The following is a 26,622-nucleotide window of genomic DNA, read 5'->3' as shown; positions in this document are numbered from 1 at the left end:
TGCGGTACGACGTGGGAAGACGGCCATGACATCGACCATGAAACCGGCCACGGGCGGCCCGGCCCTCCGCGTGGAGGGCCTGGGCAAGCGGTTCGGCGCCGTGCGGGCGCTGGACGACGTGACGCTCGACGTCCGGCCCGGCGAGGTGCTCGCCCTGATGGGCGAGAACGGCGCGGGCAAGTCGACGCTACTGAAGATCATCACCGGTGACCACCGGCCGGACGACGGCCGGCTGCTCCTCGGCGGGAAGGAGGTCTCCTTCGGCTCCCCGGCCGACGCGCGCCGCGCCGGGGTGCGGGTCATCGCCCAGGAACCCGAGATCATCCCGCACGTCTCGGTCGCCGAGAACGTCCACGTCGGCGCCCTGACGGCCAAGGGCCGCCTGTTCAGCCACCGGGCGCTGGCCGAGCGGACCCGCGCCGACCTGGAACGGCTCGGCTTCGCCGGGGCGATCGACCCCGGCTGCCCGGGGGAGCGGCTGTCGCCGGCCCAGCGCCAGCTCGTGGAGATCCTGCGCGCCCTCACCGGCGAGGTGCGGGTCCTGGCCTTCGACGAGCCGACCTCCTCGCTCTCCGACCACGAGGTGTCGGCGCTGTTCGCGCTGATCCGCAGGCTGCGGGACCAGGGCGTCGCGATCGTCTACGTCTCGCACCGCATGCAGGAGATCCTCAGGCTGGCCGACCGCGTCGCCGTGCTGCGGGACGGCCGCCTGGCCGGCGTGCGCCCCGCGGCGGAGACCGGCGAGGACGAGCTCGTCCGGATGATGGTCGGCCGCGACCTGTCCGCCATGTTCCAGCGGGAGCGCAACCGGCCCGGCGAGCCCGTGCTCACCCTGAACGGCGTCACGACCGACGACGTCACCGACATCTCCTTCGAGGTGCGCGCCGGGGAGGTCGTCGGGCTCGCCGGCCTGGTCGGCGCCGGGCGCAGCGAGCTGGCCCGCGCCGTCGTCGGCGACCTGCCGATCCGCTCCGGCGAGGTGCTGCTGGAGGGCCGCCGGCTGCGGCCGCGCTCCCCGTCCGACACGGTGCGCGCCGGGATCGGGCTGGCCCCCGAGGAACGTAAGGCCCAGGCGCTGCTGCTGCACCGCTCCGTCCGCGACAACGTCTCACTGGCCGTGCTGGACCGGCTGAGCCGGTTCCACCTGGTACGGCGGGCCGCCGAGCGGGCGCTGGTGCGCGAGTACGCCGACCGGCTGCGCGTCAAGGCGCCGTCCGTGGAGACGGAGGTGCGCCGCCTGTCCGGCGGCAACCAGCAGAAGGTCGTCCTGGCGCGCTGGCTGGCGAGGAGGCCCAAGGTGCTCATCCTCGACGAGCCGACCCGCGGCGTCGACGTCGGCGCCAAGGCGGAGATCTACTCCATCATCGACCGGCTGGCGGCGGACGGCGTCGCCGTGCTCGTCATCAGTTCGGAACTACCCGAGGTGCTCGGCCTGGCCGACCGGATCGTCGTCATGCAGAACGGCCGCGTCACCGGAGAGCTGGACCGGCGCCAGGCCGGCGAGGAGCAGGTGCTCGCCCTCGCCATGGCCGACCAGATCACCAGTGAGGGAGCGGGGCAGTGAGTCAGACCCGGGTGGAGGCGCCCACCGCGGCGCCGGAACGGCGTTCGGCGGTGCGCCGGGTGCTCGACGGCGCGGGCGTGCAGAACATCAGCCTTCTCATCGCGCTCGTGCTGCTCGTCGCGCTGATCGGCGCCCGCGAGCCGGTGTTCTTCGGCACCGCCAACCTCAAGACGATCGGCACCGCCGTGGCGATCTCCGGCCTGCTGGCCATCGGCCAGACCATGGTGATCATCCTCGGCGCCCTGGACATCTCCGTCGGCTCCGTCGCGGGCCTGGCGTCCGTCGGCTCGGCGATGATCTTCACGGCGACCACCGGGAGCGCCCCGCTCGGCATCCTGGGCGCCCTCGTGATCGGCGCGCTGTGCGGGCTGGTCAACGGGTGCGTCATCGTCTACGGCCGGGTCAACCCGGTGATCGCCACCCTGGCCACCCTGGCCGCGTTCAAGGGCGTGGCGCAGCTCGTCTCCAACGGCCGCGCGCAGGGCTACACCGGGAGCGACCCGGTCTTCGTCTTCCTCGCCCGGGGAGCCGTCGCCGGGATCCCGACGCTCATCTGGGTGCTGATCATCGTGGCGCTGGCCGTACACGTGCTGCTGAAGTACACCGACATCGGCCGCAACATCTACGCGATCGGCGGCAACGACATCGCGGCCCGGCTGGCCGGGATCAACATCAACCGCTACATCCTGGGCGTCTACCTGGCGACCGGCGTCATCGCCACCCTGGGCGGCGTGCTGATCACCGCCAGGACCGGCTCGGGCCAGCCGATCTCCGGCTCCGAGGGACTGGAGCTGGAGGCGATCACCGCCGCGGCGCTCGGCGGCTGCGCCATGCGCGGCGGCAAGGGCGCGGTCAGCGGCACCCTGTTGGCCGTGGTGCTGCTCGGCGTGCTCACCAACGGCATGACGCTGCTGGGCATCAACCCCTTCTGGCAGAACGTCGCCAAGGGCCTCCTGCTGGTCGTGGCCGTGGTCATCCAGCAGGTCCGCAGCGGCGAGCGCCGCGTGGGGCTCCCGGCGTGAGCGGCCCGGCCTCCGGGGCGGGCGGCCAGGTCCCCGGGACGAACGGCCCGGCCTCCGGCGTGGACGGTCCTGCCTCCGGCGGCGGGACCTCCGGCGCGGGCGGGCGCTTCGAGGGCAGGGCCGCCGTCGTCACCGGCGGCGCCCACGGCATCGGCGCCGCCGTCGTGCGGCGCCTGGCCGCCGAGGGCGCCTCGGTGGTCGTCGCCGACGTCGACGACGAGGCCGGCGGGCGGCTCGCCGCCGCGACGCCGCGGACCCGCCACGCCCGCTGCGACGTCTCCTCGCCCGAGGACTGGCGGGCGCTGCGCGAACTGGTCCTGGACCTCCACGGCCGCCTGGACGTGCTGGTCGGCAACGCCTACACGCTGCGCGCGGGAGCCGCCCACGAGGTTGGCCTGGCGGACTGGAACGCCCAGCTCGCCGTCAACCTCACCGGCCTATACCTCGGCGTCGCCGCCTTCGCCGGGGAGCTGCGCCGCTCGCGCGGCGCGGTCGTCGCCGTCTCCAGCGTGCACGCCAACTTCGGCCTGCCCGGCCGGCCCGCCTACGCCGCCTCCAAGGGCGGCCTGCTGTCCCTGTCCCGCCAGCTCGCGGTGGAGTACGGGCCCGAGGTCCGGGTCAACGCCGTGCTGCCGGGCCCCGTCCTCACCGCCGCCTGGGACGGCGTCGACGAGGCCGGCCGGGAGCGCAGCGCCCGCGCCACGGCCGCCGGACGGCTCGGCGCGCCCGAGGAGGTGGCGGCCGCGGTGGCGTTCCTCGCCAGCGACGAGGCCTCCTACGTCACCGGCGCCTCGCTGACCGTCGACGGCGGCTGGAGCGTCGTCAAGGACTCGGACTGATCGAAGGACCCATGCGCATCACCTCACTCAAGACCTACCCGGTCGCCCCCCGCTGGCTGTTCCTGCGGATCGACACCGACGAGGGGATCACCGGCTGGGGGGAGCCGGTGGTCGAGGGCCGGGCCGCCACGGTGGCGGCGGCCGTCGAGGAGCTGTCCGACTACCTCATGGGCGCCGACCCGCTGCGCATCGAGGACCACTGGCAGGTCCTGACCAGGGGCGGTTTCTACCGGGGCGGCCCGGTGCTGTCCAGCGCCGTCGCCGGGATCGACCAGGCGCTGTGGGACATCGCGGGCAAGACGTACGGGGTCCCGGTGCACCGCCTGCTGGGCGGCCCGGTCCGTGACCGGATCCGCGTCTACAGCTGGATCGGCGGCGACACCCCCTCCGACGTCGCCGAGGCGGCGCTCGCCCAGGTCGAGGCGGGCTTCACCGCGGTCAAGATGAACGCCTCGGGGGCGCTGCGGCTCCTGGACACGCCCGCCGAGACGAAGGAGATCGCCGCCCGGCTCGCCGCGGTGCGTGAGGCGGTGGGCGACGGGGTCGACGTCGCACTCGACTTCCACGGCCGCATGACGCTGCCCATGGCACGGCGGGTCCTGCCGCTGCTGGAGCCGTACCTGCCCTTCTTCGTCGAGGAGCCGGTGGTGCCCGAGCTGACCCGTGAGCTGGCGGCGGTGACCGCCTCGACGAGCATCCCCATCGCCACCGGCGAGCGGCTGTACTCCCGCTGGGACTTCCGCCCCGCCCTGGAGGCGGGCATCGCGGTGGCGCAGCCCGACATCTCCCACGCCGGGGGGATCTCCGAGACCCGGCGGATCGCCGCGCTGGCCGAGGTGCACGACGTGTCCCTCGCGCCGCACTGCCCGCTCGGGCCGATCGCCCTGGCGGCCAGCCTCCAGGTCGGCTTCGCCACCCCCAACCTGCTCATCCAGGAGCAGAGCCTCGGCATCCACTACAACGAGCACGCCGACCTGCTGGACTACCTGGTGGACCCCACCGTCTTCGCCTACGCCGACGGCCACGTGCCGCTGATGGACGCCCCCGGGCTCGGCATCGAGGTGGACGCCGCCGAGGTGGAGCGCGCGGCGGCCCGCGGCCACCGCTGGCGTTCGCCCGTCTGGCGGCGCGACGACGGGAGCCTGACCGAATGGTGAGCGTGCTCGGGGGCCCCGGCGGGTTCCGCGTCGCGGTCGACGTCCGGCGCGGCGGCCGGTGGGACTCGCTCACCGGCCCCGGCGGGCGCGAGTGGCTGTGGTCCCGGCCCGACCCGCGGCGTGCCGGGGTGACGCCCGGTGCGGCCTTCGTCGACGTGGGCGGGGTCGAGGAGTGCTTCCCCACCGTCGTCGGCGAGCCCGACCACGGCGAGGTCTGGGCGCTGCCGTGGACCGGCGACGCCGCCGAGGCCGCCGTGGAGACCGGCGACTACCGCCTCTCGCGCCGGATCACCGCCGGGGAGCGGATCACGGTGGACTACGAGCTGCGCGCGAAGCCGGGATACCCGTTCGTCTGGGCCTTCCACGCGCTGCTGGTCCCCGAGCCGGGCCTCCGGGTCGAGGTCCCGCACGGTCACCCCGCCCGGGTGTGGCCGTACGGCGGGCCCGGCCCCCTGACCGGGCGCTGGCCGCGCCCCGCCGGGACCGGCCGGTTCGACGTGCTCGGCCCCGACGACGGCGGCGCGGCGTTCTGCCTGCTGCCGGGGCTGGCGTCGCTGCGCGTCACCACGGGGGAGGCGGCGCTGCGGTTCGGCCTGGAGAGCGAGCACGGCCCCGTGGGGTTCGGCGTCTGGCGGAACCTCGGCGGATACGCCTGGGACGGCGGCCCGCCCTACCGCAGCTTCGGGGTGGAGCCTATGCTCGGCGCCGTGCATGATCGCTCACAGGCGGCGGACGGCGAGACGGCGGCCGTGCCCGCCTCCGGGAGGACGACCTGGCGGGTGGTCGTCGAACATGGCTGATCACCACCTGCGGACGACAGGAGAGCGGGAGGCATGAGGAGATATCCGGACCGGGGGATGCACGGCCGGGTCGTGGACGGCGTCGGGCTGCGCGTCGTCAGGGGCGAGCTCGTCCCCGGGGACACCCTCGACATGGACGCCCTCGCCGTCGAGTTCGACGTCAGCAGGACCGCGATCCGCGAGGCGCTCAAGGTGCTGGCGGGCAAGGGGCTGATCGACGCCCGGCCCAAGCGGGGAACGTTCGTGCGCGAGCGGCGGGCCTGGAACCTCATCGACCCGGACGTGCTCCGCTGGCAGTTCGAGGCGTTCACCGACCCGTCGATGCTGGAGAAGCTCGCCGAGATCAGGGCCATGGTCGAGCCGTCGGCGGCCGCCCTCGCCGCCCGTCGCCGCACCGGGGAGGACCTGGCGGAGATGGAGGCGGCGCTGGCCGACATGGAGCGGGCCGACCCCGCCGACGAGTCCATCGTCGACGCCGACCTGCGGTTCCACCGGGCGCTCATCGCCGCGACCCACAACGAGCTGGTGGAGCAGCTCGCCGTGGTCATCGAGATCGGTCTGCAGGCCCGCGACCGCTACGTCCACGGCCACCGCGTGTCGATCAAGCGCGGCTACGAGTGGCACCGCGACGTCGCCGAGGCCGTACGCGACCAGGACGCCGAGGGCGCGCGGAACCGCATGCTGGCGCTGCTCGACGAGGCCACCCGCGACGTCCGGCGGCTGGGCGGCGGGCGGGCCGCCGCGGAGGCCGCCGAAGCCTCCGGCGGAGAGGCCGCCGACGTCTCCGCCGGGGGACCGGCCGCGGGAAGCGCCGCCGCGGGAGGCGTGAGATGACGGCCGAGGTGGTCGCCGACCTCGGGCCGGTGTACCCCAACGGGATCATCGCCCACCCCGGCGGCGACGGGGTGATCTGGACCGAGTCGTACACCCGCCGGGTGGTCCACCGTACGGCCGGCGGCGCGATCCGGGTCCTGCACGTCTTCGACGACGAACGCGCGCTCGTGGACGGCCTGTGCGCCGCGGCGGACGGGCGGCTGTTCGTCACCGGGGTCGGCTCCGGGGCGGTGCACGTCCTCGACGCCGGAGGGCGCGAGACGGCCCGGCTGACCGGCCCGGTGACGCCCACCAACTGCGCCTTCGACGGCGACGCGCTCTACGTGACCGACGGGGGCCGGCTCGGCGACAGCGTCACCGCGCACTCCGGCGGGGCGCTGTGGCGGCTGCGCCTCCCCGGGGCCGAGGGCGCCCCGCTGGAACACGGTTTCCGGTGAGGGCCCCCGCCGTACGGCCATCGTGGGTTCCCGGGGCGGGAGGAGCCGGGACGGCGGCGATCATCACGGCAACAGTGGTCGATTAAATAATATTTAATGAGGTGGGATTGTGGCCGAGGTCGTGACGTACGGGGAGTGCATGCTCCTGATGGTGGCCGAGCCCGGAGTGCCGCTGGCCCGCGCCCGCAGCTTCCGCCGCTCGGTGGCCGGAGCCGAGGGCAACGTTGCGATCGGACTGGCACGGCTCGGCCACGCCGTACGGTGGCTGGGCCGGGTCGGCGCGGACCCGGCGGGCGAGGCGGTCCTCGCCGACCTGCGCGCGGAGGGCGTCGACCTGTCGCACGCGCAGACCGACGAGCGGCACCCGACCGGGGTGCTCATCCGCGACAGCCACCCCGCCCGGGCGATCGACGTGCAGTACCACCGGGCCGGATCGGCGGCCTGCCACGCCTCCGGCGACTGGCCCGGCCCCGGGGCACTGGACGGCGCCCGGCTGCTCCACCTGACCGGCATCACGCCGATGCTGTCGGAGGACACCCGCCGGGCGACCGGACGGCTGCTGGAGCTGGCCCGTGAGCGGGGCGTCCCGGTGTCCTTCGACCCCAACGTCCGCCGCAAGCTCGGCGACGCCGGGCGGTGGCGGGAGGTCGTGGAGCCGCTGCTGTCCCGCGCGGACATCCTGCTGGCCGGCGCGGAAGAGCTGGAGCTCCTGACCGGCCGGCGCGCCGCCGACGCCGTCGCCGGGCTCCGGGCGGACGGCGTCGGCACCGTGGTGGTCAAGAACCCCGACCGGTCGGCGACGGCCGTGACCGCCGAGGGCTCCTGGAACCGGCCCGCCTTCGAGGTGCCCGTGGTGGACCCGGTGGGGGCGGGGGACGCGTTCGCGGCCGGGTTCCTGTCGGCCACGCTGCGCGGGCTCGGCCCGGAGCGGGCGCTGGCGGAGGGCGCCACGGTCGCCGCCCTGACGATCCAGTCGGTCACCGACGTCGAGGGCCTGCCGTCGGCGTCCCAGCGCGACCGCGCGCTGGCCGCGTTCGTCGACGGCGGCGAGACCGTGCACCGCTGAACGGCCGGAACGGAACGAGACGAGGAGAAAACAAAGATGTACCGCTGGGAGATCACCCGCCGGGCCGTCGCGCAACGGGTGATCGGCATCGTCAGGTCCGCGGGCGCGGCCGAGGCGACCGACGTGGCGCGCGGCATGCTGGACGCCGGCCTGCGCACGCTGGAGGTGGCGCTGACCACGCCGGACGCGCTGCGCGCGATCCGCGAGACGATCGCGCAGGCCCCGCCGGACGCGCTGGTCGGCGCCGGCACGGTCCTCGACGAGGCCGCCGCGCGCGCCGCCGTCGAGGCCGGGGCCCGTTTCCTGGTCTCGCCGAGCCTGCACCCCGAGGTGATCCGCACCGGCCACCGGTACGGCGTGCCCGTCATCCCGGGCGCGGCGTCCCCGACCGAGATCGTGCGGGCCCTGGAACTGGGCGCCGACGCGGTCAAGCTCTTCCCCGCCTCCGCGTTCGGACCGGGCTGGCTGCGCGACGTGCGGGCGGCTCTGCCCCAGGCGCCGCTGGTGCCCACCGGCGGCGTCACCGCGGACACCGCGCCGGAGTGGATCGCCGCCGGGGCCGTCGCCTGCGGGATGGGATCCGCGCTGACCTCCGGCGGGCCCGGCGAGACCCGCGAGCGGGTACGGAACCTGCTCGCCGCGCTCCGGGAGGCCGCCGGCCCCGCCGCGGAGTGACGGCCGGCGGCACACCGGTGACGGGACCGTCAGGCGGGTGCGGCGGCCGAGAGCCGCCGCTCGGCCAGCCCGGCGTAGACCGCGGCCCCGTCCGCCAGCACGCCGTCGTCGTAGAACGCCTCGGGCGAGTGGTTGTAGGGCATCCCGCCCGGATCGGCGTCCCTGGGGCAGGCGCCCAGGAAGACGAACGCCGACGGCACCCGCTGCCCGACGAAGGAGAAGTCCTCCGACCCGGTCAGCGGCCGCGGCATGGGACGGTGGCGGTGCTCGCCGAGGAGCTCACGGACCGTCTCCTCCACGTGCCGGGCCTCGGCCGGGTCGTTCACGGTGACCGGGTAGTTCACCACGTACTCGATGTCCGCCTCCAGGCCGTGGGCCGCCGCGATGCCGCGCACCAGCGTCGGCACCGCCTCCCGCACCCGCGCGTGCGCCTCGGCCGAGAACGACCGCAGGGTCACCTCGAACCGGGCCTCGTCGGGGATGACGTTGTCGACGGTGCCCGCGTGGAAGCTGCCCACCGTGACCACCACCGGGTCGAAGACGTCGAAGCCCCGCGTCACCATCGTCTGCAGCGCGGTCACCATCTCGCACGCCGCCGGGATCGGGTCCTTGGCCCGGTGCGGCGCCGAGCTGTGCCCGCCCCGGCCGCGCACCGTGACCCCCAGCTTGTCCGCCGCAGCCATGGCCGTCCCGGCCCTGGAGACGAACAGCCCGTGCGGGATCTCCGCACTGATCACGTGCATGCCGTACGCGGCGACGGGCGGCTCGCCCGCCAGCTCGAGCACCCCCTCGTCGAGCATGATCCTCGCCCCGCCGTGCCCCTCCTCGCCCGGCTGGAACATGAACACCACCGATCCGGCCAGCCGGTCCCGGCGCGCCGACAGCAGGTGCGCCGCCCCGGCCAGCATCGCGGTGTGCAGGTCGTGCCCGCAGGCGTGCATCGCCCCCTCGACGGCCGAGCCGTACGGCAGGCCGGTGCGCTCGGTCACCGGCAGGCCGTCCATGTCGCCCCGCAGCAGCACGGCCGGCCCCGGCAGCGCCCCGCGCAGCACGGCGGTCACCGAGCTCAGCGCCCGGCCCGTGCCGACCTCCAGCGGCAGCCCGTCGAGGAAGCCCAGCACCTTCTCCTGGGTACGCGGCAGGTCGAGGCCGATCTCCGGCTCGCGGTGCAGGTCGTGGCGGAGCCGTACGAGCTCCTCGTGCAGGTCGTGCAGGTCGGCGCGCTGGGACACGGGCGTTCTCCTTCGAATGGCCGGTCTGGGGCCGTCGCGGGGCGGGATCTCGATGATGCACCGCCCACCGCCCCCGTTCCAAGAGCGGTCCCCACGGCCCGCCGCGGTCGCCGGCGCCTGGCCATACAGGCTGAGGTGAACTCACTGGGAGCACCCGGCCTCCGGAGCGCCGTCAGCTCCGCCGGTCAGGCGGTCAGCCGGCTCGCCACAACCGTGCCGTACGGTCGCCGCCGCCGGAGGCCAGCAGCCGGCCGTCCGGGGCGAACGCCACCGCGTAGACGGCCTCGGTGTGACCGGTGAGGACGGCCCCGGCCTTCCGGCCGGCCACATCCCACAACCGCACCGTACGGTCGCCGCCGCCGGAGGCCAACAGTCGGCCGTCCGGGCTGAACACCACCCGGGACACGTAGTTGCGGTGGCCGGTGAGCACGGCGACGGCCTTCCGGCTCGCCACGTCCCACAACCGCACCGTCTCGTCGTCGCCGCCTCCGGCCAGGAGACCCCCGTCCGGGCCGAACGCCAGGGTGGAGACACCCCGGGTGCGTTCGGCCAGGTCCGCGATGGTCTTCCGGCTCTTCACATCCCACAGCCGGACCGTCTCCTCGCCGCCGATGGCGGCCAGGAGACTCCCGTCGGGACTGAACGCCACCGCGCTCACGAAGTCGGCGTGCGGCAGCGTGGCGATGATCCGGCGGGTGGTCACGTCCCACAGTTGCACGGCACGGTCGCCGCCCCCGGCCAGGATCCTCCCGCCGGGGGCGAACGCGAGCGCCGCGCCGGGGCCCATGCCGCCGAGGGAGGCGACGGGCGCGCGGCTCTTCGCGTCCCAGAGCCGCACCGGCACGTCGTCGCCGCCCGCGGCCAGCAGCCTGCCGTCGGGGCCGAACGCCACCGCGGAGACGGGGCCGACGTGGGTGAGCGCCGACGTGCTCCTGAGACCCGCCACGTCCCACAGTCGTACCGTGCCGTCGCCGCCGCCGGTGGCCAGCGTCCGCCCGTCGGGGCTGAAGGCCACGGCGTAGACGTGGTCGGCGTGACCGGTCAGCACGGCGGCCGGGCGCCACGCTCCGGACCCCGGCGGGGCGGTGCCGCCGGGGTCCGGGATGACCGCCGGGGTCGCGGCCGGGCCCGGGGTCCCGGAGCCGGACGGGCCGGGGGAGCGGCCGGTGCGGCCCGCCGTATCCGGGGTTCCGGCGCCGGACCGGTCCGCGGGGGCGCCGGTTCCGGGGGAGGCTCCGGTCTGCGGATCGGCTCCGGTCTCCGGGCCGAGGAGGAGCACCGCGCCCGGGACGGCGGCGGTCAGGACGCCGAGCCCGCCCAGCAGCAGGATCCGGCGCCGGGACGGGGAGGCCCCGGACGTCCGCGCCGGTTCCGGGGGCGTGGTCGTCTTCGGCCGCACCGGATCCGGCGTGGCGGCTCCCGCGTGGGTTTTCGCCCTGGCCGCCGCCTTCTCCAACGGCGCCGGAACCGGGGCCTCCAACGGCGCCGGAACCGGGGCCTCCTCCAATCGTGCGGGAGCCGCCGGCGGAGCCGGAGCCGGAGCCGGAGCCGGAGCCGGAGCCGGGGTCGGGGCCGGGGTCGGAGGCGGTGTCGCGGTGACGGACGCGGCGCCCATGATCGAGGCCAGCGCCCGCGCCGCCTGCCGGGCGTCCGGGCGCCGCGCGGGGTCCCGGCGCAGCAGACTCGTCAGGACCGGAGCCAGCAGCGGCCCGGCGTGCTCGGGCGGGGCGGGCTCGGCGGTGATCAGGGCCGCCAGCACCGCCAGCACGGTCGCCCCGGTGTACGGCGGGCGGCCCTCGGCCGCGGCGTACAGCGTCGCCCCCAGCGACCACAGGTCGGCCGCCGCGGTGACCGGCAGGTCACCGGCCTGCTCGGGGGCCATGAACGCCGGAGTGCCCAGCACCGCGCCGGAGGTGGTCAGGGCGGTCTCTTCGGCCAGGTGCGCGATGCCGAAGTCGGTGATCACCACCCGGTCCCCGGCGAGCAGCACGTTGGCGGGTTTCAGGTCGCGATGCACGATCCCGGCCGCGTGAGCCTCCGCCAGCGCCTCGGCCATCGCCAGGCCGATCCGCGCCGTCCGGACCGGGGTCAGCCGGCCCAGCCGCCTGATCTCCGCCGACAGCGAGGGGCCGTCGAGGAACTCCATCACGATCATCGGGCCACCGTCGCCGGCGACGACGTCGTGCACGGTGACGATCCCGGGATGACTCAGCCGGGCCGCCGCCCGCGCCTCGCGCAGCGCCCGCCGTTCCAGCGTCCGCCGCCGGGCCGCGTCCTCGTGCGGCGGGAGGATCAGCTCCTTGACCGCGACCTCACGGTCCAGCAGCTCGTCGCGGCCCCGCCACACCCGGCCCATGCCCCCGGCGCCGACCGCCTCGACCAGCCGGTAACGCCCCCCGATCATCCGCCCGCCCGCCTCGGTCATGATCCAGCACGCTAGTCCGCCCGGCCCGCGAACGACACCCCCGATCCGGGCGCGGACGGAGCGGGGCTCAGGTCACGCCCGGGGGCCATGCCGTATGCGGTGTCCGGTGGTCAGGCTTCGTCCGGTGGTCAGGCCGGGGAGGCGTCCCGCGTCCGGGGGCGGCGCGCGTCTACCTCGATCTCGATCCTCATCCGGGGATCGGCCAGACCGCACACGAGCATCGTCGCGGCCGGGCGGACCTCACCGAAGTGACGCCGCAGCGTCGGCCAGCAGGGCTCGAAGTCCTCGCGGTCAGGCAGCAGGTACCGCACCCGCACGACGTCGGCGAACGAGCAGCCCGCCTCGGCCAAAGCCGCGCCGATGTTGCGCAGGCACTGCTCGGCCTGCTCGACCACGTCGTCGGAGATCGTCATGGTCGCGTAGTCGAACCCGGTGGTGCCCGACACGTGGACCAGATCCCCGTCCACCACCGCCCGGGCGTAACCGATCTCCTCCTCGAAGGTGGAGCCGCTGAGAATCGCACGTCGTTCCGTCACGGGGAGACCGTACCGCCCGGATCCGGGGCCGGAGGCACGCGGAGACCCCGTCTCACGAGGCGGCGCGTTCCGTGGCGAAGGCGGCGATGTCGGGCAGGGGCGGGTCGTAGTCGCCGGTGGTGTCCACGGTCAACGTCGGCAGCTCCATGCTGATCCAGCCGAAGGCGGCCAGGTCGTGCTCACCCGCCGCGATCGCCTTCAGCAGGTCGTGGTCGGCATGGGCGGCCCGGTGGGCGTCATGGGCGGCGCGCCGGGCGATGCGCTCGCCCGCGAGCGCGGCGTCGACGACGCAGCGGATGACGCGGATCCGCGCGAGACCGGTGAGCGGCTGAAGGTTCGGCCGCCACACCCGGTCCTGGAACGCGGCCTCGGCGACCACGCTGACACCGGCCCGTGTGAGCAGGCCGAGGACGTCGAAGAACACCCTCAGGACCGGCAGGTTGAGCGCCGCGCTCGCCCCGGGGTCGCGGCCGTCGGCGGCGTCGGTCATGCCCTGCTTGATCTCGTCACGGATGATCGCCGGATGGCCGAGCTCCCGGGCGAGCCGGTGGGCCAGGGTCGTCTTGCCGGAGCCCGGAGGCCCGCTCACCACGGTCAGCGTCGGCAGCGTCATGGTGCATTCTGGCACGCCGTACTGTTTTCCCGGCCGAGCGCGGAAACACCGCCGGTACGGTGACCGTACCGGCGGCGCATGCCGGCTCAGCCCATGAGCTTCCCGGCGTCTCCGCCGGAGAGGAGTTCCGATGCCGCCGGAGCCGGAGCCGGAGCCGCAGCCGGAGCCGCAGCCGCAGCCGGCGCGCCGGCCGATGGAAGCCGGCCCCTGCTCGCGGGCGGGTTTTCGTCAGTGGTTCTCTTCGCTCGTCTCGTGGAACAGGTCGTGGGTGGTCCGGGCGGTCGCCGCGCGGGTCGCCCAGATCTCCAGGAGGTCGAGGTCGGTGCAGGAGGCGATCCGGGTGCGGACGTCGTCGGGGACGTCGAGGCCGCGGGCGTTCAGCACCAGCAGGACCAGCCTGGCGGCCTCCTCGGCCTTGCCTTCTGTTCTGCCTTCCGCTTTGCCTTTCGCTTCGCCGTCCGCCATGCCGCGGCCGTAGTGCTCGCGGGCGAAGGGGCTGTAGACGGGCCAGGTGGCAGACTTCATGATCTCCTCCAGGAGGCGCCGCACCTCGGGCGCGGACATGTCGTAAGCGTATTCATAGTAATCCGGAGCGTGTTCGGCGGGCAGCTCGGTGAGCGCCGTGGCGAAGGCCTCGACGACTTTGCGGTCGCGGCCGTGGGCCATGATCGAAAGGGCCGCCAGTTCCGGGTGGGCGGCGGCCTGCTGGGGGTCGGTGATGGCCGGGGGGTCCCGGGGATGTCGCGGCTTCACGTCCTCGGAGAGGAGGGGATGCCGGATTCTCACGTCCCTGGGACGGAGCGGGCGCCGCGTGAGAGATGCGGCGGGTCGATGCCCCAGCTGATGATCCGCCGTGGGCGGATGCGGATGATCGCGCCGGGAACGCGGGCGGCGCTGTCCGCCGGGGCGTCGACGGCCTCGGCGGTGCCGCGGATCTCCAGGCATCGGATGCTCTCCACGCCGGCCGGCATGTCGTCGATGACGACGGCGACCCGCGGGTTCTCCCGGACGTTGCGGTACTTGCGGCTGGCAGCCATGGCGTGGCCGCCGATGTCGAGCGTGCCGGTGGCCGGGTTGTGGTAACAGGACACCGGGTTGACCTGGGGGGAGCCGTCCGGGGCGACGGTGGCCAGCCGGCCCAGCCGCCGGGCGATGATGTAGGCGATCTCGCCTGCGGTGAGGGCCGGGAGGGGGGCCGGGTCCGCGCCGTCCCGATCCGTGTCGGTGCCGGGGGCCGGATCGCTCCCGGGGCCCGGGTCGGCTCCAGAGGCCGCATCGGTTCCGGGGCCCGCGTCGGCTCCGGGGCCGGGGTCGCGGATGTTCGCGCCGCCCCCGGGGCGGGCGTCGTCGCGGGGGTTCACGTCGTCACCAGCGCGATCTTCCCTCGCACGTGACCGGTCTCGATCTCACGATGCGCCAGCGGCGCCTCGTCGAGGGTGAACCGCCTCCACACCGGCACGACCAGCTCCCCTTTCTCGTAGCGGGACACGAGACCGGCGAGCCGGGCGGCGGAGCGGTCGGTTCCGACCCGGCGCACGCCGATCCGCTGTTCGGCCTGCCAGTCGACCAGGGTGATCGCACGGTCCGGCGCGCCGAGCACCTCGACGGAGACGTCGTTGGCCTCACCGCCGACGCAGTCGAGCGCCGCGGTGACGCCCTCGGGCGTCAGCCTCCTGACCCGGCCGGCGAGCCCCGGCCCGTAGGTCACCGGCAGCGCGCCGAGATCGGCGAGGTAGGCGTGGTTCCGCTCACTCGCGGTGCCGATGACGGTGGCACCCCGGGCGACCGCGAGCTGCGTCGCGAACGAGCCGACGCCCCCGGCCGCCGCGTGGATCAGCAGGCGGTCGCCCGCGGTGACGCCGAGCGCGTCGAGCGCGGTGTCGGCGGTCTGCCCTGCGGCCGACAGCACCCCGGCCTCCGGCCACGGCATGGCGGCCGGTTTGCGGACGGCGGAGGCCGCCTGCGCGATGACGGTGTCGGCGTAGCCGACGGCGTCGACGAACGCGATGACCTCGTCTCCTGCGGTGAACCCGGTGACCCCCGGACCGGTCGCGTCGACGACGCCGGCCACCTCGTTGCCCAGCCTCGCCGGGAACACGGCCGGCCGGTATCGGGCGAAATCGCCCCGGCGGTAGGCGGCGTCGAACGGCTGGACGCCGGCCGCCCGCACCCGGACGCGTATCCCGCCCTCCGCCGGTCGCGGATCCTCCGTGTCGATGACGTGCAGCACGTCCGGTTCGCCGTACTCGGTGAACACCACGACCCTCGCCATGCCGTGTCCTTCCTCTTCGATCAGGGGGCGCTCAGTATCAATCGATTAATTGATGATTGTCAATCAACTGATTGATGAATATATTGGCCCGGTGACCATTCAGGAGAGCGGCGGGGAGCCGCCGCGGACGCCACGCCGGCACCGCGCCAGGGGAGAGCGTGACCTGGCCGCCGAGCGGACCCGGGAGAAGATCCTCGACGCCGCCGTGGCCGAGTTCGGCGCCAAGGGCTACTCCGGGGCCCGGACCGCGGGCATCGCCGCCCGCGCCGGGGTGAACCAGCAGTTGATCTCCTACTACTTCGGCGGGAAGCAGGGCCTGCTCGACGAGCTCCGGCGGCGCTGGTCGGCCCGGCAGGACGCGCTCGTGCCGCCGGAGGCGACCTTCGCCGAGTCGCTGGGCGCCCACCTGGACGCGACCCTCGATCAGCCGGACTGGGCGCGCCTCGTCATCTGGCAGGCGCTCGGCGACGGCCCCGGACACGGAGCAGGGGAGTCGGCCGGCGCGTACCGGCGGCGCGTCGAGGACGGCGTGCGCCGCGTCCGCGACCGTCAGCGGGCCGGGGAGCTCACCGGCGAGGTGAGCGCCGAGTTCGTCATGCTGCTCGCGCACATGGCCGCCTTCGCGCCGATCGCGCTGCCGCAGATGGTGCGCGACATCCTCGGCGTCGAACCCGGTTCCGCGGACTACCGGCGGTTGTGCCGGGAGCAGCTCTCCGCCCTGCTCACGCCCCGCGAGGACGGCCCCGGCGCTCCCTGACCGGCCGGGCGGGTGCCCCGTCCGGTCCCGGGGTCCGCGACACCGGGTCGGTGACCCCGCGACACGCCCGGAGAGGGCGTCGGGCTGACGGACGTCCCGGGCCGTACGGTGGCCGAGGCGTGGGCCGTCCTGGACGAGCGGAAGATCACCGGAGTCGATTACCGCTACGAGTTCAACGGGTCCGACCGGCCGTACCCCGACGGTCTCCGCCGTGACCAGGTGAGGCCGGAGTGGTACGTCCACGACGCGGTGGCCGGATCGGACGGACAGGTCATCCTGTTCGTCGGACCGGAGAAGGAGTGAGCGCGTCAGGGTGAGCGCGGAGGCCGTCGGCGACGATGGCGAGGGTGCGGCGGCGCAGCCCGGGGTCCCACCCGGCGTGCATCGCGCCCTGGCACAGGCCGGTGATCAGGGCGATCACCTCGTCGGCGCACGCGTCCTCGCGTACGGCGCCGGCCCGCTGGGCCCGGGTGAGGAGCGCCTCGATGCCCTCTCGCAGGGGCAGCAGGGCATCGGAGACCTGGATCCCGGCGCCCGCCTCGGCCAGCAGGCCGGCGACGGTCCGCTTGTGCGCGGCCTGTTCCACCGTGCGCTCCATGAAGGCGAACAGCGCCGCGGCGGGGTCGTCGCGGGCCGCGAGGTCCGCGACGTCCCGCGTCAGTTCGGCGAGCAGGTCCTTCATGATGGCCCGCAGCAGGTCCCGCTTGGCGGGGAAGTGCTTGAAGACCGTGCCGACCGCGACCCCGGCCCTGGCCGCGACCTCCTCGGTCGAGGCGGCGGGGCCCTTCTCGGCGAAGACCTCCCCGGCGGCGGCGAGGATGCGGGCCCGGTTGCGGCGGGCGTCGGCGCGCATCCCCCGGCCGCCCGCCGGGTCCGCGGGCTCTCCCGTGGGCTTTCCCGTCGCGGTGCCGGGCTCGGCGGGATCTGTCGGCCGTGATGTCGGCGGGGCCATCGGAACCGTCCTCCTTCCGGGCGTTGACAAAGTGAGTCTCTGCTCACGATTATCAAAGTGAGTCAAAGCTCATCTTATCCGCCCGCCAGGGAGGGGATCCATCATGCCCGAGAACGTGCTGGGAACGGCCGGCGAGCCCGGTCCCGTCGAGGTCTTCGAGGCCGCGCGGAAGCGGTGGCTGGAGGGCGGCGCCGGCTTCGGCGACCTGCTCGCCGAGGACGCCGTCGTCGAGACCCCGTTCGCCCCGCCCGGCCGTCCGCGCCGCATCGAGGGACGCCGGGAGTTCACCGCCTTCGCCGAGCGGGGCCGGGCCGCGCTGCCCGTGCGGTTCGAGGAGGTCCGCGACGTCGTGGTCCACCGTACGGACGACCCGGGGACCATCGTCGTGGAGTACGAGCTGGCCGGGACGGTGACCACCACCGGCCTCCGCGCCGCCGCGGGCTTCGTCGGGGTGCTCGCCGTGCGCGGCGGGAAGGTCGTGCGATGGCGCGAGTACCAGAACACCGCCGCCATCGCCGCGGCCACCGGAACGCTCCCCGCGCTCCTGGCCGCCTACGGCGACGCCCCGGCGGGCTGACGCGGGAGGCCGCCCGGCGGGAGGTCAGCCTCCGTGCCCGCCGGGATCGTCGAGCAGGCGGTCCTCCAGGTGGGTGCCGTAGAACTCGACCTGGCGGGCCATGATGCCGCGCATCGACGAGCCGCGCGGCACGCCGTAGACGGTGCCGGGGAAGTCGAGCTCGCGCTGGACCTCCCACAGCTCCTCGTGCCGGTCGGGGGAGAACAGCCGGGCCGGGTCGCCGGCCGCGATCCAGCCGATCGGCACGACGGTCTCGGGGGCCAGCCGGGAGTTCACGTGCAGCACGCTGTTGATCCGCAGCTCCGACCGGGTGCCCGCCACCGCCCCGGGGAACAGCGAGGCGCCGGTGGCGACGAACACCTCGTCCTCGACGACCGCCCCGTTGACGTGCGCGTGCGGACCGATCAGCACGGCGTCGCCCAGGACCGCCGGGTGCCCGGCCCGGCCGCGGACCAGGGCGTTCTCCATCACCACCACGTCCGCTCCGACGCGCACCTCGCCGCTCTCGGCGGTGAGCACGGCGCCGTGCAGGACGCGGGCCCGCTCGCCGAGGACGACCGCGCCGCAGAGCACGGCGGAGGGGGCGACGTACGCGGACTCCGGAACCACCGGCCGCGCACCGCGATGCTCCAGCAACATGCCGCCAGCGTAACCGATCATGCTTAACGGTCCCCGGGGGCGCGGCCGGGGAGGGAGACGGGGTCAGAGGCGTGCGCCCGGGGCCGCCGGGGTGAGGTCGATGCGCCCGTCGTCGCAGACCCGCGCGGTGAAGGGGATCGTCAGGTAGGCGGTCTCGTCCGGCGGGATGACCATCAGCCGCGCGGCCGCCGGGCAGGTGGTCTCCCGCCCGCTCGGCACCTCGGTCCAGTGCATCCTGAAGTGGGCGGAGGCGCCGGGCCGCAGGGTCACCCCCTGCGGGCGGACGTTCTCCCGCCGCGGCCTGGTGCGCAACGCGTCGCCGCCGCGGTCGATCATGACCAGGCCCGGGAAGCCGTACACCCGGCAGGTCCCGGAGAACCTGTTGGTGAGCACCAGCGGCGCGTACCGCTGACCCGCGCCCGCGTCCACCCGCCCGACCCGGGCCGAGAGCGCGCCGGTCCGGCAGCGTCCGGGCGCCGCCGTGCCCGGGAGGGCGGCGGCCGCCGCCGGGGCGGCGTCCGCGGGCCGCGCTTCCCCCGCCGTGATCGGCGCGGCGTCACCGGTCGTCGCTGTCACGGCGCCTCCGGCCGCGATCGGCGCGGTGTCCGCGGGCCGTGCTTCCCCTGCCGTGATCGGCGCGGCGTCACCGGCGGCGGTCCCCACCGGGGAGCCGTTCCGCTGGACGGGCGTCGCCGAGCCGCACGCGACCGAGGCCATCAGCACGCCCGCCACCACCATCGAGAGGGCCGGGAGGCGCCCGGCGCCGTTGGATCGTCTCATGCCTCTCTGAGACGTACGGCGGCCCCGACTTGTTCGCCGGGCCGCGAGGACGGCGGGCGCGCTTCGGACGGGCGCCTCCGCCCGCGCCGCACAGGGAGAAGCAGCGAGAACCCGTCTGACCTGGGCGGCCGGTCATCGCCGGGGCGCGGTGCGCGCCCGCCCGGCCTGCCCGGTCCTGTCCGGGGGGTCAGGTTCCCCTGACCTCGGCGACGCCCAGGTCTGTCCCCCGCGCCGTCGTGCGGTCGTGGCCGCCGGGCCGGAACAGGGGTGGCGGCCTCCCCGGGGAGCGGGCGTAGATTGCCAGGCATGCGGACGATCGACTGGGCCGGTGACGCCGTCGAGCTGGTGGACCAGACCCTGCTGCCCGGCGAGTGCGTCGTCGTCCGGGTCGCGACGGTGGACGGCCTCATCGACGCCATCCGGCGGCTGGCCGTGCGGGGAGCGCCCGCGCTCGGCGTCGCCGGGGCGCTCGGCGTCGCGCTCGCGGCGGCCACCGAACCGGACCCGGCCGCCGCCGCGGCCCGGCTGCGGGCCGCCCGGCCGACCGCGGTCAACCTCGCCTGGGGCGTGGACGAGGCGCTGAAGCACCTCGGCGGGGGGTTCGAGGCGGTGCTCGGCCGCGCGCTGGAGATCCGCGACGCCGACATCGCGGCCTGCCGCGCCATGGGGGAGCGGGGTGCTGACCTGGTGTGCGAGCTGACCGGCCGTGACCGGCCGCGGATCATGACCGTCTGCAACACCGGCGGCCTGGCCGCGGTGGAGCGCGGCACCGCGCTCGGCGTCGCGCAGACCCTGCACGAGCGGGGACGGCTGGCCGGGGTGCTGGCCCTGGAGACCCGGCCGCTGCTGCAGGGCGCCCGGCTCACCGCCTGGGAGCTGGGCCGGATGGGAGCCCCGTACCGGCTGGTCGTCGACTCGGCGGGACCGTTCCTGCTGGCCAGGGGAGAGGCCGACGCCGTGCTGATCGGAGCCGACCGGATCGCCGCCAACGGCGACACCGCCAACAAGATCGGTTCCTACGCGCTGGCCCTGGGCGCCCGCCGCGCCGGGGTGCCGTTCGTCGTCGTCGCCCCGGAGTCCACCGTGGACCTGGCGACCCCCTCCGGGGACCGCGTCGAGATCGAGGACCGCGACCCGGAGGAGGTGCTCGGCGTGCGAGGGGTACGGCTGGCGCCGGAGGGCGCGGCCGTGCTGAACCCGGCCTTCGACGTGACGCCGCGCGACCTGATCACCGCCATCGTCACCGAACGCCGGGTCATCCGCCCCGACCGGGGCGAGACGCCGTAGCCGGGCGATCCGTTCCGGCCCGGTGGTTTCGACCTCTCCGGATGTGGAAGTGATACGTCCATGTTCGGGGTGTAACCGTCATTGGCCCCGCATGTGGCGAAGATGCGACTGGTGGTATTTGCGAAACCCGCCCCGCTTCGCGGGACGCTACGGATAACGTCGGTCGCGCGGTACATCGAGCAGTTCGCGTTCCCCCTGGAGACACCTGTGGCCGACATCGTGACCCGCCGCTCATGGGGCGCCCGCGCCCCCCGCGGCTCGTACTCGCGGATCTCCTCCACCAAGGGCGTGAAGGTCCACTACACCGGCGGGCGCGTCGACCCCGGCATCGTCGACGACCACGCCAAGTGCGTCGCCCTGGTCAGGTCCATCCAGAACCAGCACATGGACGGCAACGGCTGGCTGGACATCGGCTACAGCATGGTGGCGTGTCCGCACCGGAAGGTGTTCGAGGGCAGGGGGCTGCACCACCTGCCCGCGGCCAACGGCCCCGGCCTCAACAGCGGCCACTACGCGGTGCTGGGCCTGGTCGGCTCGACCGGGCTCACCAAGCCCACCGACGGCATCCTGCACGCCGTCCTCGACGCGGTCGAGTACCTGCGCGCCGAGGGCGGCGCGGGCCGGGAGATCAAGGGTCACCGCGACGGGTACGCCACCGACTGCCCCGGCGAGCCGCTGTACGCGTGGGTGAAGCGGGGCGCGCCCCGTCCCGGCGGCACCCCCGCCCCGCCGGAGCCGCACCCGGTCTTCCCCGGGCGCGTCCTGAAGTACCCGCCGGTCATGGAGGGCGCGGACGTCCGCACCTGGCAGCGCCAGATGCGCGAGCGCGGCTGGGACCTCGACGCCGACGGCCTGTACGGCGAGGAGTCCCAGCGGGTCTGCCGCAAGTTCCAGGAGGAGAAGGGCCTGCCCGCCACCGGCGCCGTCGACCGCGCCACCTGGAACGCCGCCTGGGAGGAGCCCGTCACCTGACAGGTCCGGACCCCGGCCGGCCGGGGAGGACGGGCGGGGGAGCCCCGCCGCCGGCGGCCGGGACACACCCGGGCGGGGACCCCGGGACGCCGTCATCGGGCCGCGGGGCTTACGATCCCAGGCATGACGGTGCCGCCTGAGGAACTTCGATGGACCGCCGGCTTCCCTCCGGCCACGCGGGAGCGGTGGCGGGAACTGGCGCTCGGGGTCCTGCGCAGGTCGGGCGTGGAGGCGGCCTCGCCCGAGGAGGCGCTGGCCGTGACGACCCACGACGGTGTGACCATCGCCCCGCTCTACGACGCCTCCGACCTGCCCGGCGATCCCGGTCTGCCGGGAGCCGCCCCCTACGTCCGCGGCTCCCGGCCCGGGGGCGGCGGCTGGGAGACGCGGCAGCTCCACGAGACGGCCGACCCCGAGGCGGTGCTCGCCGACCTGGAGAACGGCGTCACCTCGCTGTGGCTCGCCGTCGGCCCCGAGGACCTGCCGCGCGTCCTGGAACGGGTCCGCCTGGAGCTGATCTCGGTCGCGCTGGACGCCGGGGAGCGCACCCGCGAGGCGGCCGAGACCCTGTTCACGCTGGCCGCCGGGCAGGCCGCCCGTGAGCGCCCCGCCGGGAGCGGCCCCGGCGAGCCCGCGGCCGGCAACGGCGGCGGGCCGGCGGCGGGTCTCCTGACCGGCACCCTGGGCGCGGACCCGCTGCGCGACCCGGAGATCGCCGCGTACCTGGCCCGGCGCTGCGCCGCGGAGTTCCCCGGGCTGCGCGCGGCCGTCGTGGACGCCACGCCGTACCACGACGCCGGCGGCGGCGACGCCGACGAGCTGGGCTGCTCCCTGGCCGCGGGCGTCGCGGCGCTGCGGGTGCTGACCGGCGCCGGGCTGGGCGAGGAGGAGGCGTTCGGGCAGCTGGAGTTCCGCTACGCCGCCACCGCCGACCAGTTCCTCACCATCGCCAAGCTCCGCGCCGCGCGCCTGCTGTGGGCCCGGGTCGCCGAGGTGTGCGGGGTGACGCGGAACGCCGGGCAGCGCCAGCACGCGGTGACCTCCTCGGCCATGATGACCGCCCGCGACCCGTGGGTGAACATGCTGCGCACCACGCTCGCCTGCTTCGCGGCCGGCACCGGCGGGGCCGACGCGGTGACCGTGCAGCCATTCGACGCCCGGCTGGGCCTGCCGGACGCCTTCGCCCGCCGCATCGCGCGCAACACCCACTCGCTGCTGCTGGAGGAGGCCCACGTGGCCCGGGTGACAGACCCGGCCGGCGGCTCCTACTACGTCGAGCGCCTCACCCGCGACCTGGCCGAGCGGGCCTGGGAGTGGTTCCGGGAGATCGCGCGCGCCGGCGGCGCGGGGTCGGAGGGCGGGGACGACCTCGTCGCCCGGCGGCTGGCCGCCACCCGGGAGCGGCGCGCCGAGGCCGTCGCGCACCGCCGCGACCCGATCACCGGGGTGAGCGAGTTCCCCGACCCGGCCGAGCGCCCGCTGCGGCGCCCCCCGCACCCGCGTCCCGCCTCCGGCGTCCACTACGCCGGGGAGTTCGAGCGATTGCGCGACCTGGCCGACGCCCAGCCGGTCCGCCCTCAGGTGTTCCTGGCGACCATCGGGCCGGTGGCCGCGCACAACGCCAGGGCGTCGTTCGCGGCCAACCTGTTCCAGGCCGGCGGGATCGCCACCGTGCCGGGCGGCCCGCTGACCGACCCGGAGGAGATCGCCGCCGCGTTCACCGCCTCCGGCGCGCGGGTCGCCTGCCTGTGCTCCGGCGACCGCCTGTACGGCGAGCACGCCGCCCCGGTGGCCGCCGCGCTGCGCGCGGCCGGGGCCAGGAGGATCTGGCTGGCCGGGCGGGGGGAGTACCCGGGTGTGGACGACCACCTGTACGCCGGGTGCGACGCGCTCGGCGTGCTCCGCACGACCTTCGACGACCTGGGGGTGACCCGATGATTCCCGACTTCTCCTCGGTCCCGCTGGACGGCGGTGAGAGCGCCTCCTCGGTTCCACCGGACGGCGGTGGGAGCGCCGCCGGGCCGGCCGTACGGCGTGCCTCCGGAAACGGCGGGGGCGGGCCGGTGTGGGAGACCCCCGAGGGGATCGGGGTGAAGCCCCTCTACACCGCCGCCGACCTCGACGGGCTGGACTTCCCGGTGACCTACCCGGGCGTGGCGCCGTACCTGCGCGGGCCGTACCCGACGATGTACGCCACCCAGCCGTGGACGATCCGGCAGTACGCCGGCTTCTCCACCGCCGAGGAGTCCAACGCCTTCTACCGGCGCAACCTCGCCGCCGGGCAGAAGGGCCTGTCGGTCGCCTTCGACCTGGCGACCCACCGGGGCTACGACTCCGACCACCCCCGGGTGGCCGGCGACGTCGGCATGGCCGGGGTGGCGATCGACTCGATCTACGACATGCGGCAGCTCTTCGACGGCATCCCGCTGGAGAGGATGAGCGTGTCGATGACCATGAACGGCGCGGTGCTGCCGGTGCTGGCGCTGTACATCGTGGCCGCCGAGGAGCAGGGGGTGGCGCCGGAACAGCTGGCCGGGACCATCCAGAACGACATCCTCAAGGAGTTCATGGTCCGCAACACCTACATCTACCCGCCTGGGCCGTCGATGCGGATCATCTCCGACATCTTCGCCTACACCAGTGAGCGGATGCCGAAGTTCAACTCGATCTCGATCTCCGGCTACCACATCCAGGAGGCCGGGGCGACCTGCGACCTGGAGCTGGCCTACACCCTCGCCGACGGCCTGGAGTACCTGCGGGCCGGCGTCGGCGCGGGCCTGGACGTCGACGCGTTCGCGCCGCGCCTGTCGTTCTTCTGGTGCATCGGCATGAACTTCTTCATGGAGGTCGCCAAGCTGCGGGCCGCCCGGCTGCTGTGGGCGAGGCTGGTGTCGGGGTTCGGGGCCGAGAACCCCAAGTCGCTGTCGCTGCGGACGCACTCGCAGACCTCCGGCTGGTCGCTGACCGCCCAGGACGTCTTCAACAACGTGGTGCGCACCTGCGTGGAGGCGATGGCCGCCACCCAGGGGCACACCCAGTCGCTGCACACCAACGCGCTGGACGAGGCGCTGGCGCTGCCGGGCGACTTCTCCGCGCGGATCGCCCGCAACACCCAGCTGCTGTTGCAGCAGGAGTCGGGCACCTGCCGGGTGATCGACCCGTGGGGCGGCTCCTACTACGTCGAGCGGCTCACCGCCGAGCTGGCGCGCAGGGCGTGGGGGCACATCGAGGAGGTGGAGGCGGCCGGGGGCATGGCCGCCGCGATCGACGCGGGACTGCCCAAGCTCCGCATCGAGGAGGCCGCCGCCCGCACCCAGGCCCGCATCGACACCGGGGCGCAGCCGGTCATCGGCGTCAACAAGTACCGGCCCGACGCCGACGAGCCCATCGAGGTGCTCAAGGTCGACAACACCGCGGTGCGGGCCCGGCAGCTCGACAAGCTCCGCCGGCTGCGCGCCGAGCGCGACCCGCGCGCGGTGGAGGAGGCGCTGGCGGCACTGACGAAGGGCGCGGAGGGCGGCGCGAACCTGCTCGCGCTGTCGGTGGAGGCGGCCCGCGCCAAGGCCACCGTCGGGGAGATCTCCGAGGCGCTGGAGAAGGTCTTCGGCCGGCACGCCGGCCAGGTCCGCACGATCTCCGGGGTGTACCGGGAGGAGGTGGGTTCCGGCGTGGACGAGGTCCGCGACCTGTGCGCCGGATTCGAGCGGCTGGAGGGGCGACGCCCCCGGATCCTGGTGGCCAAGATGGGCCAGGACGGCCACGACCGGGGCCAGAAGGTGATCGCCACGGCCTTCGCCGACCTCGGGTTCGACGTGGACGTCGGCCCGCTGTTCCAGACGCCCGAGGAGGTCGCCCGCCAGGCGGTCGAGGCCGACGTGCACGTGGTCGGGGTCTCCTCGCTGGCGGCGGGGCACCTGACGCTGGTGCCCGCCCTGCGCGACGCGCTCGCCGGGCTCGGCGCCGAGGACGTCATGATCGTGGTCGGCGGGGTGATCCCGCCGGGCGACTTCGACGCGCTGCGCGCCGCCGGGGCCTCGGCGATCTTCCCGCCCGGCACCGTGATCGCCGACGCCGCCCGCGGGCTGCTCGCCGACCTGCTCACCCGGCTGGGCCATGGCGCGGACGCTTGACGACTACGCCGCCGGGGTGAAGGAGGGCTCCCGGGCGTGGATCGCACGGGCGATCACCCTGGTGGAGTCCTCCCGCCCCGACCACCGGGAGCTGGCGCAGCGGCTGCTGGCCGAGCTGACCCCGTCGGCCGGCCGGGCGCGCCGGGTCGGCGTGACCGGCGTGCCGGGGGTGGGCAAGTCGACGTTCATCGACGCCCTCGGCGTGCGGCTGACCGGTCAGGGGCACCGGGTGGCGGTGCTCGCCGTCGATCCGTCGTCCACCAGGACCGGCGGCAGCATCCTCGGCGACAAGACGAGGATGGCACGCCTGGCCGCCGACCCGGACGCCTTCATCCGGCCCTCGCCGACCTCCGGCACCCTGGGCGGCGTCACGCGGGCGACGCGGGAGGCGATGGTCGTGGTGGAGGCCGCCGGCTACGACGTCGTGCTGGTGGAGACCGTCGGCGTGGGCCAGTCCGAGACCGCCGTCGCCGACATGGTCGACACCTTCCTGCTGCTGGCCCTGGCGCGGACGGGCGACCAGCTCCAGGGCATCAAGAAGGGCGTGCTGGAGCTCGCCGACGTGATCGCGGTCAACAAGGCCGACGGGCCGGGGGAGGCCGACGCCCGCAAGGCGGCCCGGGAGCTGGCCGGGGCACTGCGGCTGCTGCGCTCGGAGCGTACGGTGCCGGTGCTGACCTGCAGCGGGATGTCGGGCGCCGGACTGGACGAGCTGTGGGCGCACGTCGTCGCCCACCAGGACGCGCTGGCCGCCTCGGGCGAGCTGGAGGAGCGCCGCCGGCGCCAGCAGGTCCGCTGGACCTGGTCGCTGGTGACCGACCGGCTGCTGGCGGCGCTGCACGGGCATCCGCGGGTGGCCGGGATCACCGCCGAGATCGAGCGGGACGTGCGGGCCGGGACGCTGACGCCGTCCCTGGCCGCCGACCGGATCCTGGCGGCCTTCCGCGAGTGAGCGGACCCCGCGGACCGGGCCTGTGAGCCGATGGGCCGGGGACCCGCGGGCCGGGGGCCCGCCGCGACGGCCGGCCGGTCACGCCCGGCGGCGGCACCGTCCGG

General features: G+C 75.0%; 27 protein-coding genes. 17 read left to right on the top strand and 10 right to left on the bottom strand.

The annotated features are described in order from the left end of the window. Positions 1-25: 25 nt before the first annotated feature. The 9 genes from AB0D67_RS21575 to AB0D67_RS21535 all read left to right on the top strand — a co-directional run bounded on the left by AB0D67_RS21575 (position 26) and on the right by AB0D67_RS21535 (position 8,394). Complete coding sequence (locus AB0D67_RS21575) at positions 26-1,564, top strand: sugar ABC transporter ATP-binding protein (RefSeq protein ID WP_362938323.1); 1,539 nt, start codon at positions 26-28, stop codon at positions 1,562-1,564. Beyond that, the gene (locus AB0D67_RS21570) at positions 1,561-2,586 is read left to right on the top strand and encodes an ABC transporter permease (RefSeq protein WP_362938320.1); all 1,026 of its coding nucleotides are present in this window, start codon (positions 1,561-1,563) and stop codon (positions 2,584-2,586) included. Before AB0D67_RS21575 ends, AB0D67_RS21570 begins: the two co-directional genes overlap by 4 nt. Beyond that, complete coding sequence (locus AB0D67_RS21565; protein WP_362938317.1) at positions 2,583-3,425, top strand: SDR family oxidoreductase; 843 nt, start codon at positions 2,583-2,585, stop codon at positions 3,423-3,425. The genes AB0D67_RS21570 and AB0D67_RS21565 overlap by 4 nt, the downstream gene beginning before the upstream one ends. An 11-nt stretch (positions 3,426-3,436) precedes the next feature. Then, on the top strand, positions 3,437-4,582 hold the full coding sequence (gene dgoD, locus AB0D67_RS21560) for a galactonate dehydratase (RefSeq protein ID WP_362938314.1): 1,146 nt from the start codon (positions 3,437-3,439) through the stop codon (positions 4,580-4,582). Further along, the gene (locus tag AB0D67_RS21555; protein WP_362938311.1) at positions 4,576-5,382 is read left to right on the top strand and encodes a hypothetical protein; all 807 of its coding nucleotides are present in this window, start codon (positions 4,576-4,578) and stop codon (positions 5,380-5,382) included. The genes dgoD and AB0D67_RS21555 overlap by 7 nt, the downstream gene beginning before the upstream one ends. A gap of 33 nt (positions 5,383-5,415) precedes the next feature. Further along, positions 5,416-6,216, top strand: coding sequence for an FCD domain-containing protein (locus AB0D67_RS21550; protein ID WP_362938308.1), 801 nt, complete (start codon positions 5,416-5,418; stop codon positions 6,214-6,216). Continuing rightward, entirely contained in the window at positions 6,213-6,653 is a 441-nt protein-coding gene (locus AB0D67_RS21545) for an SMP-30/gluconolactonase/LRE family protein (RefSeq protein WP_362938305.1), read from the top strand. Before AB0D67_RS21550 ends, AB0D67_RS21545 begins: the two co-directional genes overlap by 4 nt. Positions 6,654-6,762: 109 nt before the next feature. Then, positions 6,763-7,719, top strand: a complete 957-nt coding sequence (locus AB0D67_RS21540) for a sugar kinase (protein ID WP_362938302.1) — start codon at positions 6,763-6,765, stop codon at positions 7,717-7,719. Between the two features lie 36 nt (positions 7,720-7,755). Next, positions 7,756-8,394 (top strand): bifunctional 4-hydroxy-2-oxoglutarate aldolase/2-dehydro-3-deoxy-phosphogluconate aldolase, encoded by a 639-nt coding sequence (locus AB0D67_RS21535; RefSeq protein WP_362938299.1) that lies wholly within the window; start codon positions 7,756-7,758, stop codon positions 8,392-8,394. Between the two features lie 29 nt (positions 8,395-8,423). On the opposite strand, the gene AB0D67_RS21530 is transcribed toward AB0D67_RS21535, so the two are convergent. The 7 genes from AB0D67_RS21530 to AB0D67_RS21500 all read right to left on the bottom strand — a co-directional run bounded on the left by AB0D67_RS21530 (position 8,424) and on the right by AB0D67_RS21500 (position 15,472). Then, positions 8,424-9,626: a M20 family metallopeptidase gene (locus tag AB0D67_RS21530; RefSeq protein WP_362938296.1), complete on the bottom strand. Its 1,203-nt coding sequence runs from the start codon at positions 9,624-9,626 to the stop codon at positions 8,424-8,426. A 193-nt stretch (positions 9,627-9,819) separates the two neighbouring features. Then, positions 9,820-12,051: a protein kinase gene (locus AB0D67_RS21525; RefSeq protein ID WP_362938293.1), complete on the bottom strand. Its 2,232-nt coding sequence runs from the start codon at positions 12,049-12,051 to the stop codon at positions 9,820-9,822. 128 nt (positions 12,052-12,179) lie between these two features. Beyond that, a complete protein-coding gene (locus AB0D67_RS21520; protein ID WP_362938290.1) occupies positions 12,180-12,587 on the bottom strand; it encodes a RidA family protein in 408 nt (135 codons plus the stop codon). Between the two features lie 52 nt (positions 12,588-12,639). Then, positions 12,640-13,200 carry an AAA family ATPase gene (locus AB0D67_RS21515; RefSeq protein WP_362938287.1) on the bottom strand — a complete coding sequence of 187 codons (561 nt, stop codon included), beginning with the start codon at positions 13,198-13,200 and terminating at the stop codon, positions 12,640-12,642. 228 nt (positions 13,201-13,428) lie between these two features. Beyond that, complete coding sequence (locus AB0D67_RS21510) at positions 13,429-13,953, bottom strand: hypothetical protein (protein WP_362938284.1); 525 nt, start codon at positions 13,951-13,953, stop codon at positions 13,429-13,431. 29 nt (positions 13,954-13,982) lie between these two features. Next, positions 13,983-14,561 carry a PPOX class F420-dependent oxidoreductase gene (locus AB0D67_RS21505; protein WP_362938281.1) on the bottom strand — a complete coding sequence of 193 codons (579 nt, stop codon included), beginning with the start codon at positions 14,559-14,561 and terminating at the stop codon, positions 13,983-13,985. Further along, positions 14,558-15,472, bottom strand: a complete 915-nt coding sequence (locus AB0D67_RS21500) for an NADP-dependent oxidoreductase (RefSeq protein ID WP_362938278.1) — start codon at positions 15,470-15,472, stop codon at positions 14,558-14,560. The genes AB0D67_RS21505 and AB0D67_RS21500 overlap by 4 nt, the downstream gene beginning before the upstream one ends. A 91-nt stretch (positions 15,473-15,563) precedes the next feature. On the opposite strand from AB0D67_RS21500, the gene AB0D67_RS21495 reads away from it, so the two are divergent. Continuing rightward, positions 15,564-16,229: a TetR family transcriptional regulator gene (locus tag AB0D67_RS21495; RefSeq protein WP_362938275.1), complete on the top strand. Its 666-nt coding sequence runs from the start codon at positions 15,564-15,566 to the stop codon at positions 16,227-16,229. A gap of 108 nt (positions 16,230-16,337) precedes the next feature. Then, positions 16,338-16,532, top strand: coding sequence for a hypothetical protein (locus AB0D67_RS21490; protein ID WP_362938272.1), 195 nt, complete (start codon positions 16,338-16,340; stop codon positions 16,530-16,532). Here AB0D67_RS21490 and AB0D67_RS21485 read toward each other — a convergent pair. Continuing rightward, positions 16,501-17,181, bottom strand: a complete 681-nt coding sequence (locus AB0D67_RS21485) for a TetR/AcrR family transcriptional regulator (RefSeq protein ID WP_362938269.1) — start codon at positions 17,179-17,181, stop codon at positions 16,501-16,503. The genes AB0D67_RS21490 and AB0D67_RS21485 overlap by 32 nt on opposite strands. Positions 17,182-17,284: 103 nt before the next feature. Between AB0D67_RS21485 and AB0D67_RS21480 the strand changes: the two genes are divergently transcribed. Continuing rightward, on the top strand, positions 17,285-17,758 hold the full coding sequence (locus tag AB0D67_RS21480) for a nuclear transport factor 2 family protein (RefSeq protein ID WP_362938266.1): 474 nt from the start codon (positions 17,285-17,287) through the stop codon (positions 17,756-17,758). A gap of 24 nt (positions 17,759-17,782) precedes the next feature. On the opposite strand, the gene AB0D67_RS21475 is transcribed toward AB0D67_RS21480, so the two are convergent. Beyond that, a complete protein-coding gene (locus AB0D67_RS21475) occupies positions 17,783-18,397 on the bottom strand; it encodes a gamma carbonic anhydrase family protein (RefSeq protein ID WP_362938263.1) in 615 nt (204 codons plus the stop codon). A gap of 63 nt (positions 18,398-18,460) precedes the next feature. Next, on the bottom strand, positions 18,461-19,177 hold the full coding sequence (locus tag AB0D67_RS21470) for a DUF4232 domain-containing protein (RefSeq protein WP_362938260.1): 717 nt from the start codon (positions 19,175-19,177) through the stop codon (positions 18,461-18,463). Between the two features lie 306 nt (positions 19,178-19,483). Here AB0D67_RS21470 and mtnA point away from each other — a divergent pair, with 306 nt between their 5' ends. The 5 genes from mtnA (at position 19,484) to meaB (ending at position 26,518) form a co-directional block, all read left to right on the top strand. After that, positions 19,484-20,464, top strand: coding sequence for an S-methyl-5-thioribose-1-phosphate isomerase (gene mtnA, locus AB0D67_RS21465; RefSeq protein ID WP_362938257.1), 981 nt, complete (start codon positions 19,484-19,486; stop codon positions 20,462-20,464). Positions 20,465-20,671: 207 nt separating this feature from the next. Further along, complete coding sequence (locus AB0D67_RS21460; RefSeq protein ID WP_362938254.1) at positions 20,672-21,436, top strand: N-acetylmuramoyl-L-alanine amidase; 765 nt, start codon at positions 20,672-20,674, stop codon at positions 21,434-21,436. Positions 21,437-21,559: 123 nt separating this feature from the next. Further along, complete coding sequence (locus AB0D67_RS21455) at positions 21,560-23,374, top strand: methylmalonyl-CoA mutase family protein (protein WP_362938251.1); 1,815 nt, start codon at positions 21,560-21,562, stop codon at positions 23,372-23,374. Next, positions 23,371-25,566 (top strand): methylmalonyl-CoA mutase, encoded by a 2,196-nt coding sequence (gene scpA / locus AB0D67_RS21450; protein WP_362938248.1) that lies wholly within the window; start codon positions 23,371-23,373, stop codon positions 25,564-25,566. Before AB0D67_RS21455 ends, scpA begins: the two co-directional genes overlap by 4 nt. Beyond that, complete coding sequence (meaB, locus tag AB0D67_RS21445) at positions 25,550-26,518, top strand: methylmalonyl Co-A mutase-associated GTPase MeaB (RefSeq protein WP_362938245.1); 969 nt, start codon at positions 25,550-25,552, stop codon at positions 26,516-26,518. The genes scpA and meaB overlap by 17 nt, the downstream gene beginning before the upstream one ends. Positions 26,519-26,622: the final 104 nt, after the last annotated feature.

It is taken from the genome of Streptosporangium sp. NPDC048047 (assembly GCF_040653115.1).
Lineage (GTDB): Bacteria > Actinomycetota > Actinomycetes > Streptosporangiales > Streptosporangiaceae > Streptosporangium.
The sequence above is the reverse complement of the archived record's forward strand: the minus strand, read 5'-3'. Positions and strand labels throughout refer to the sequence as shown.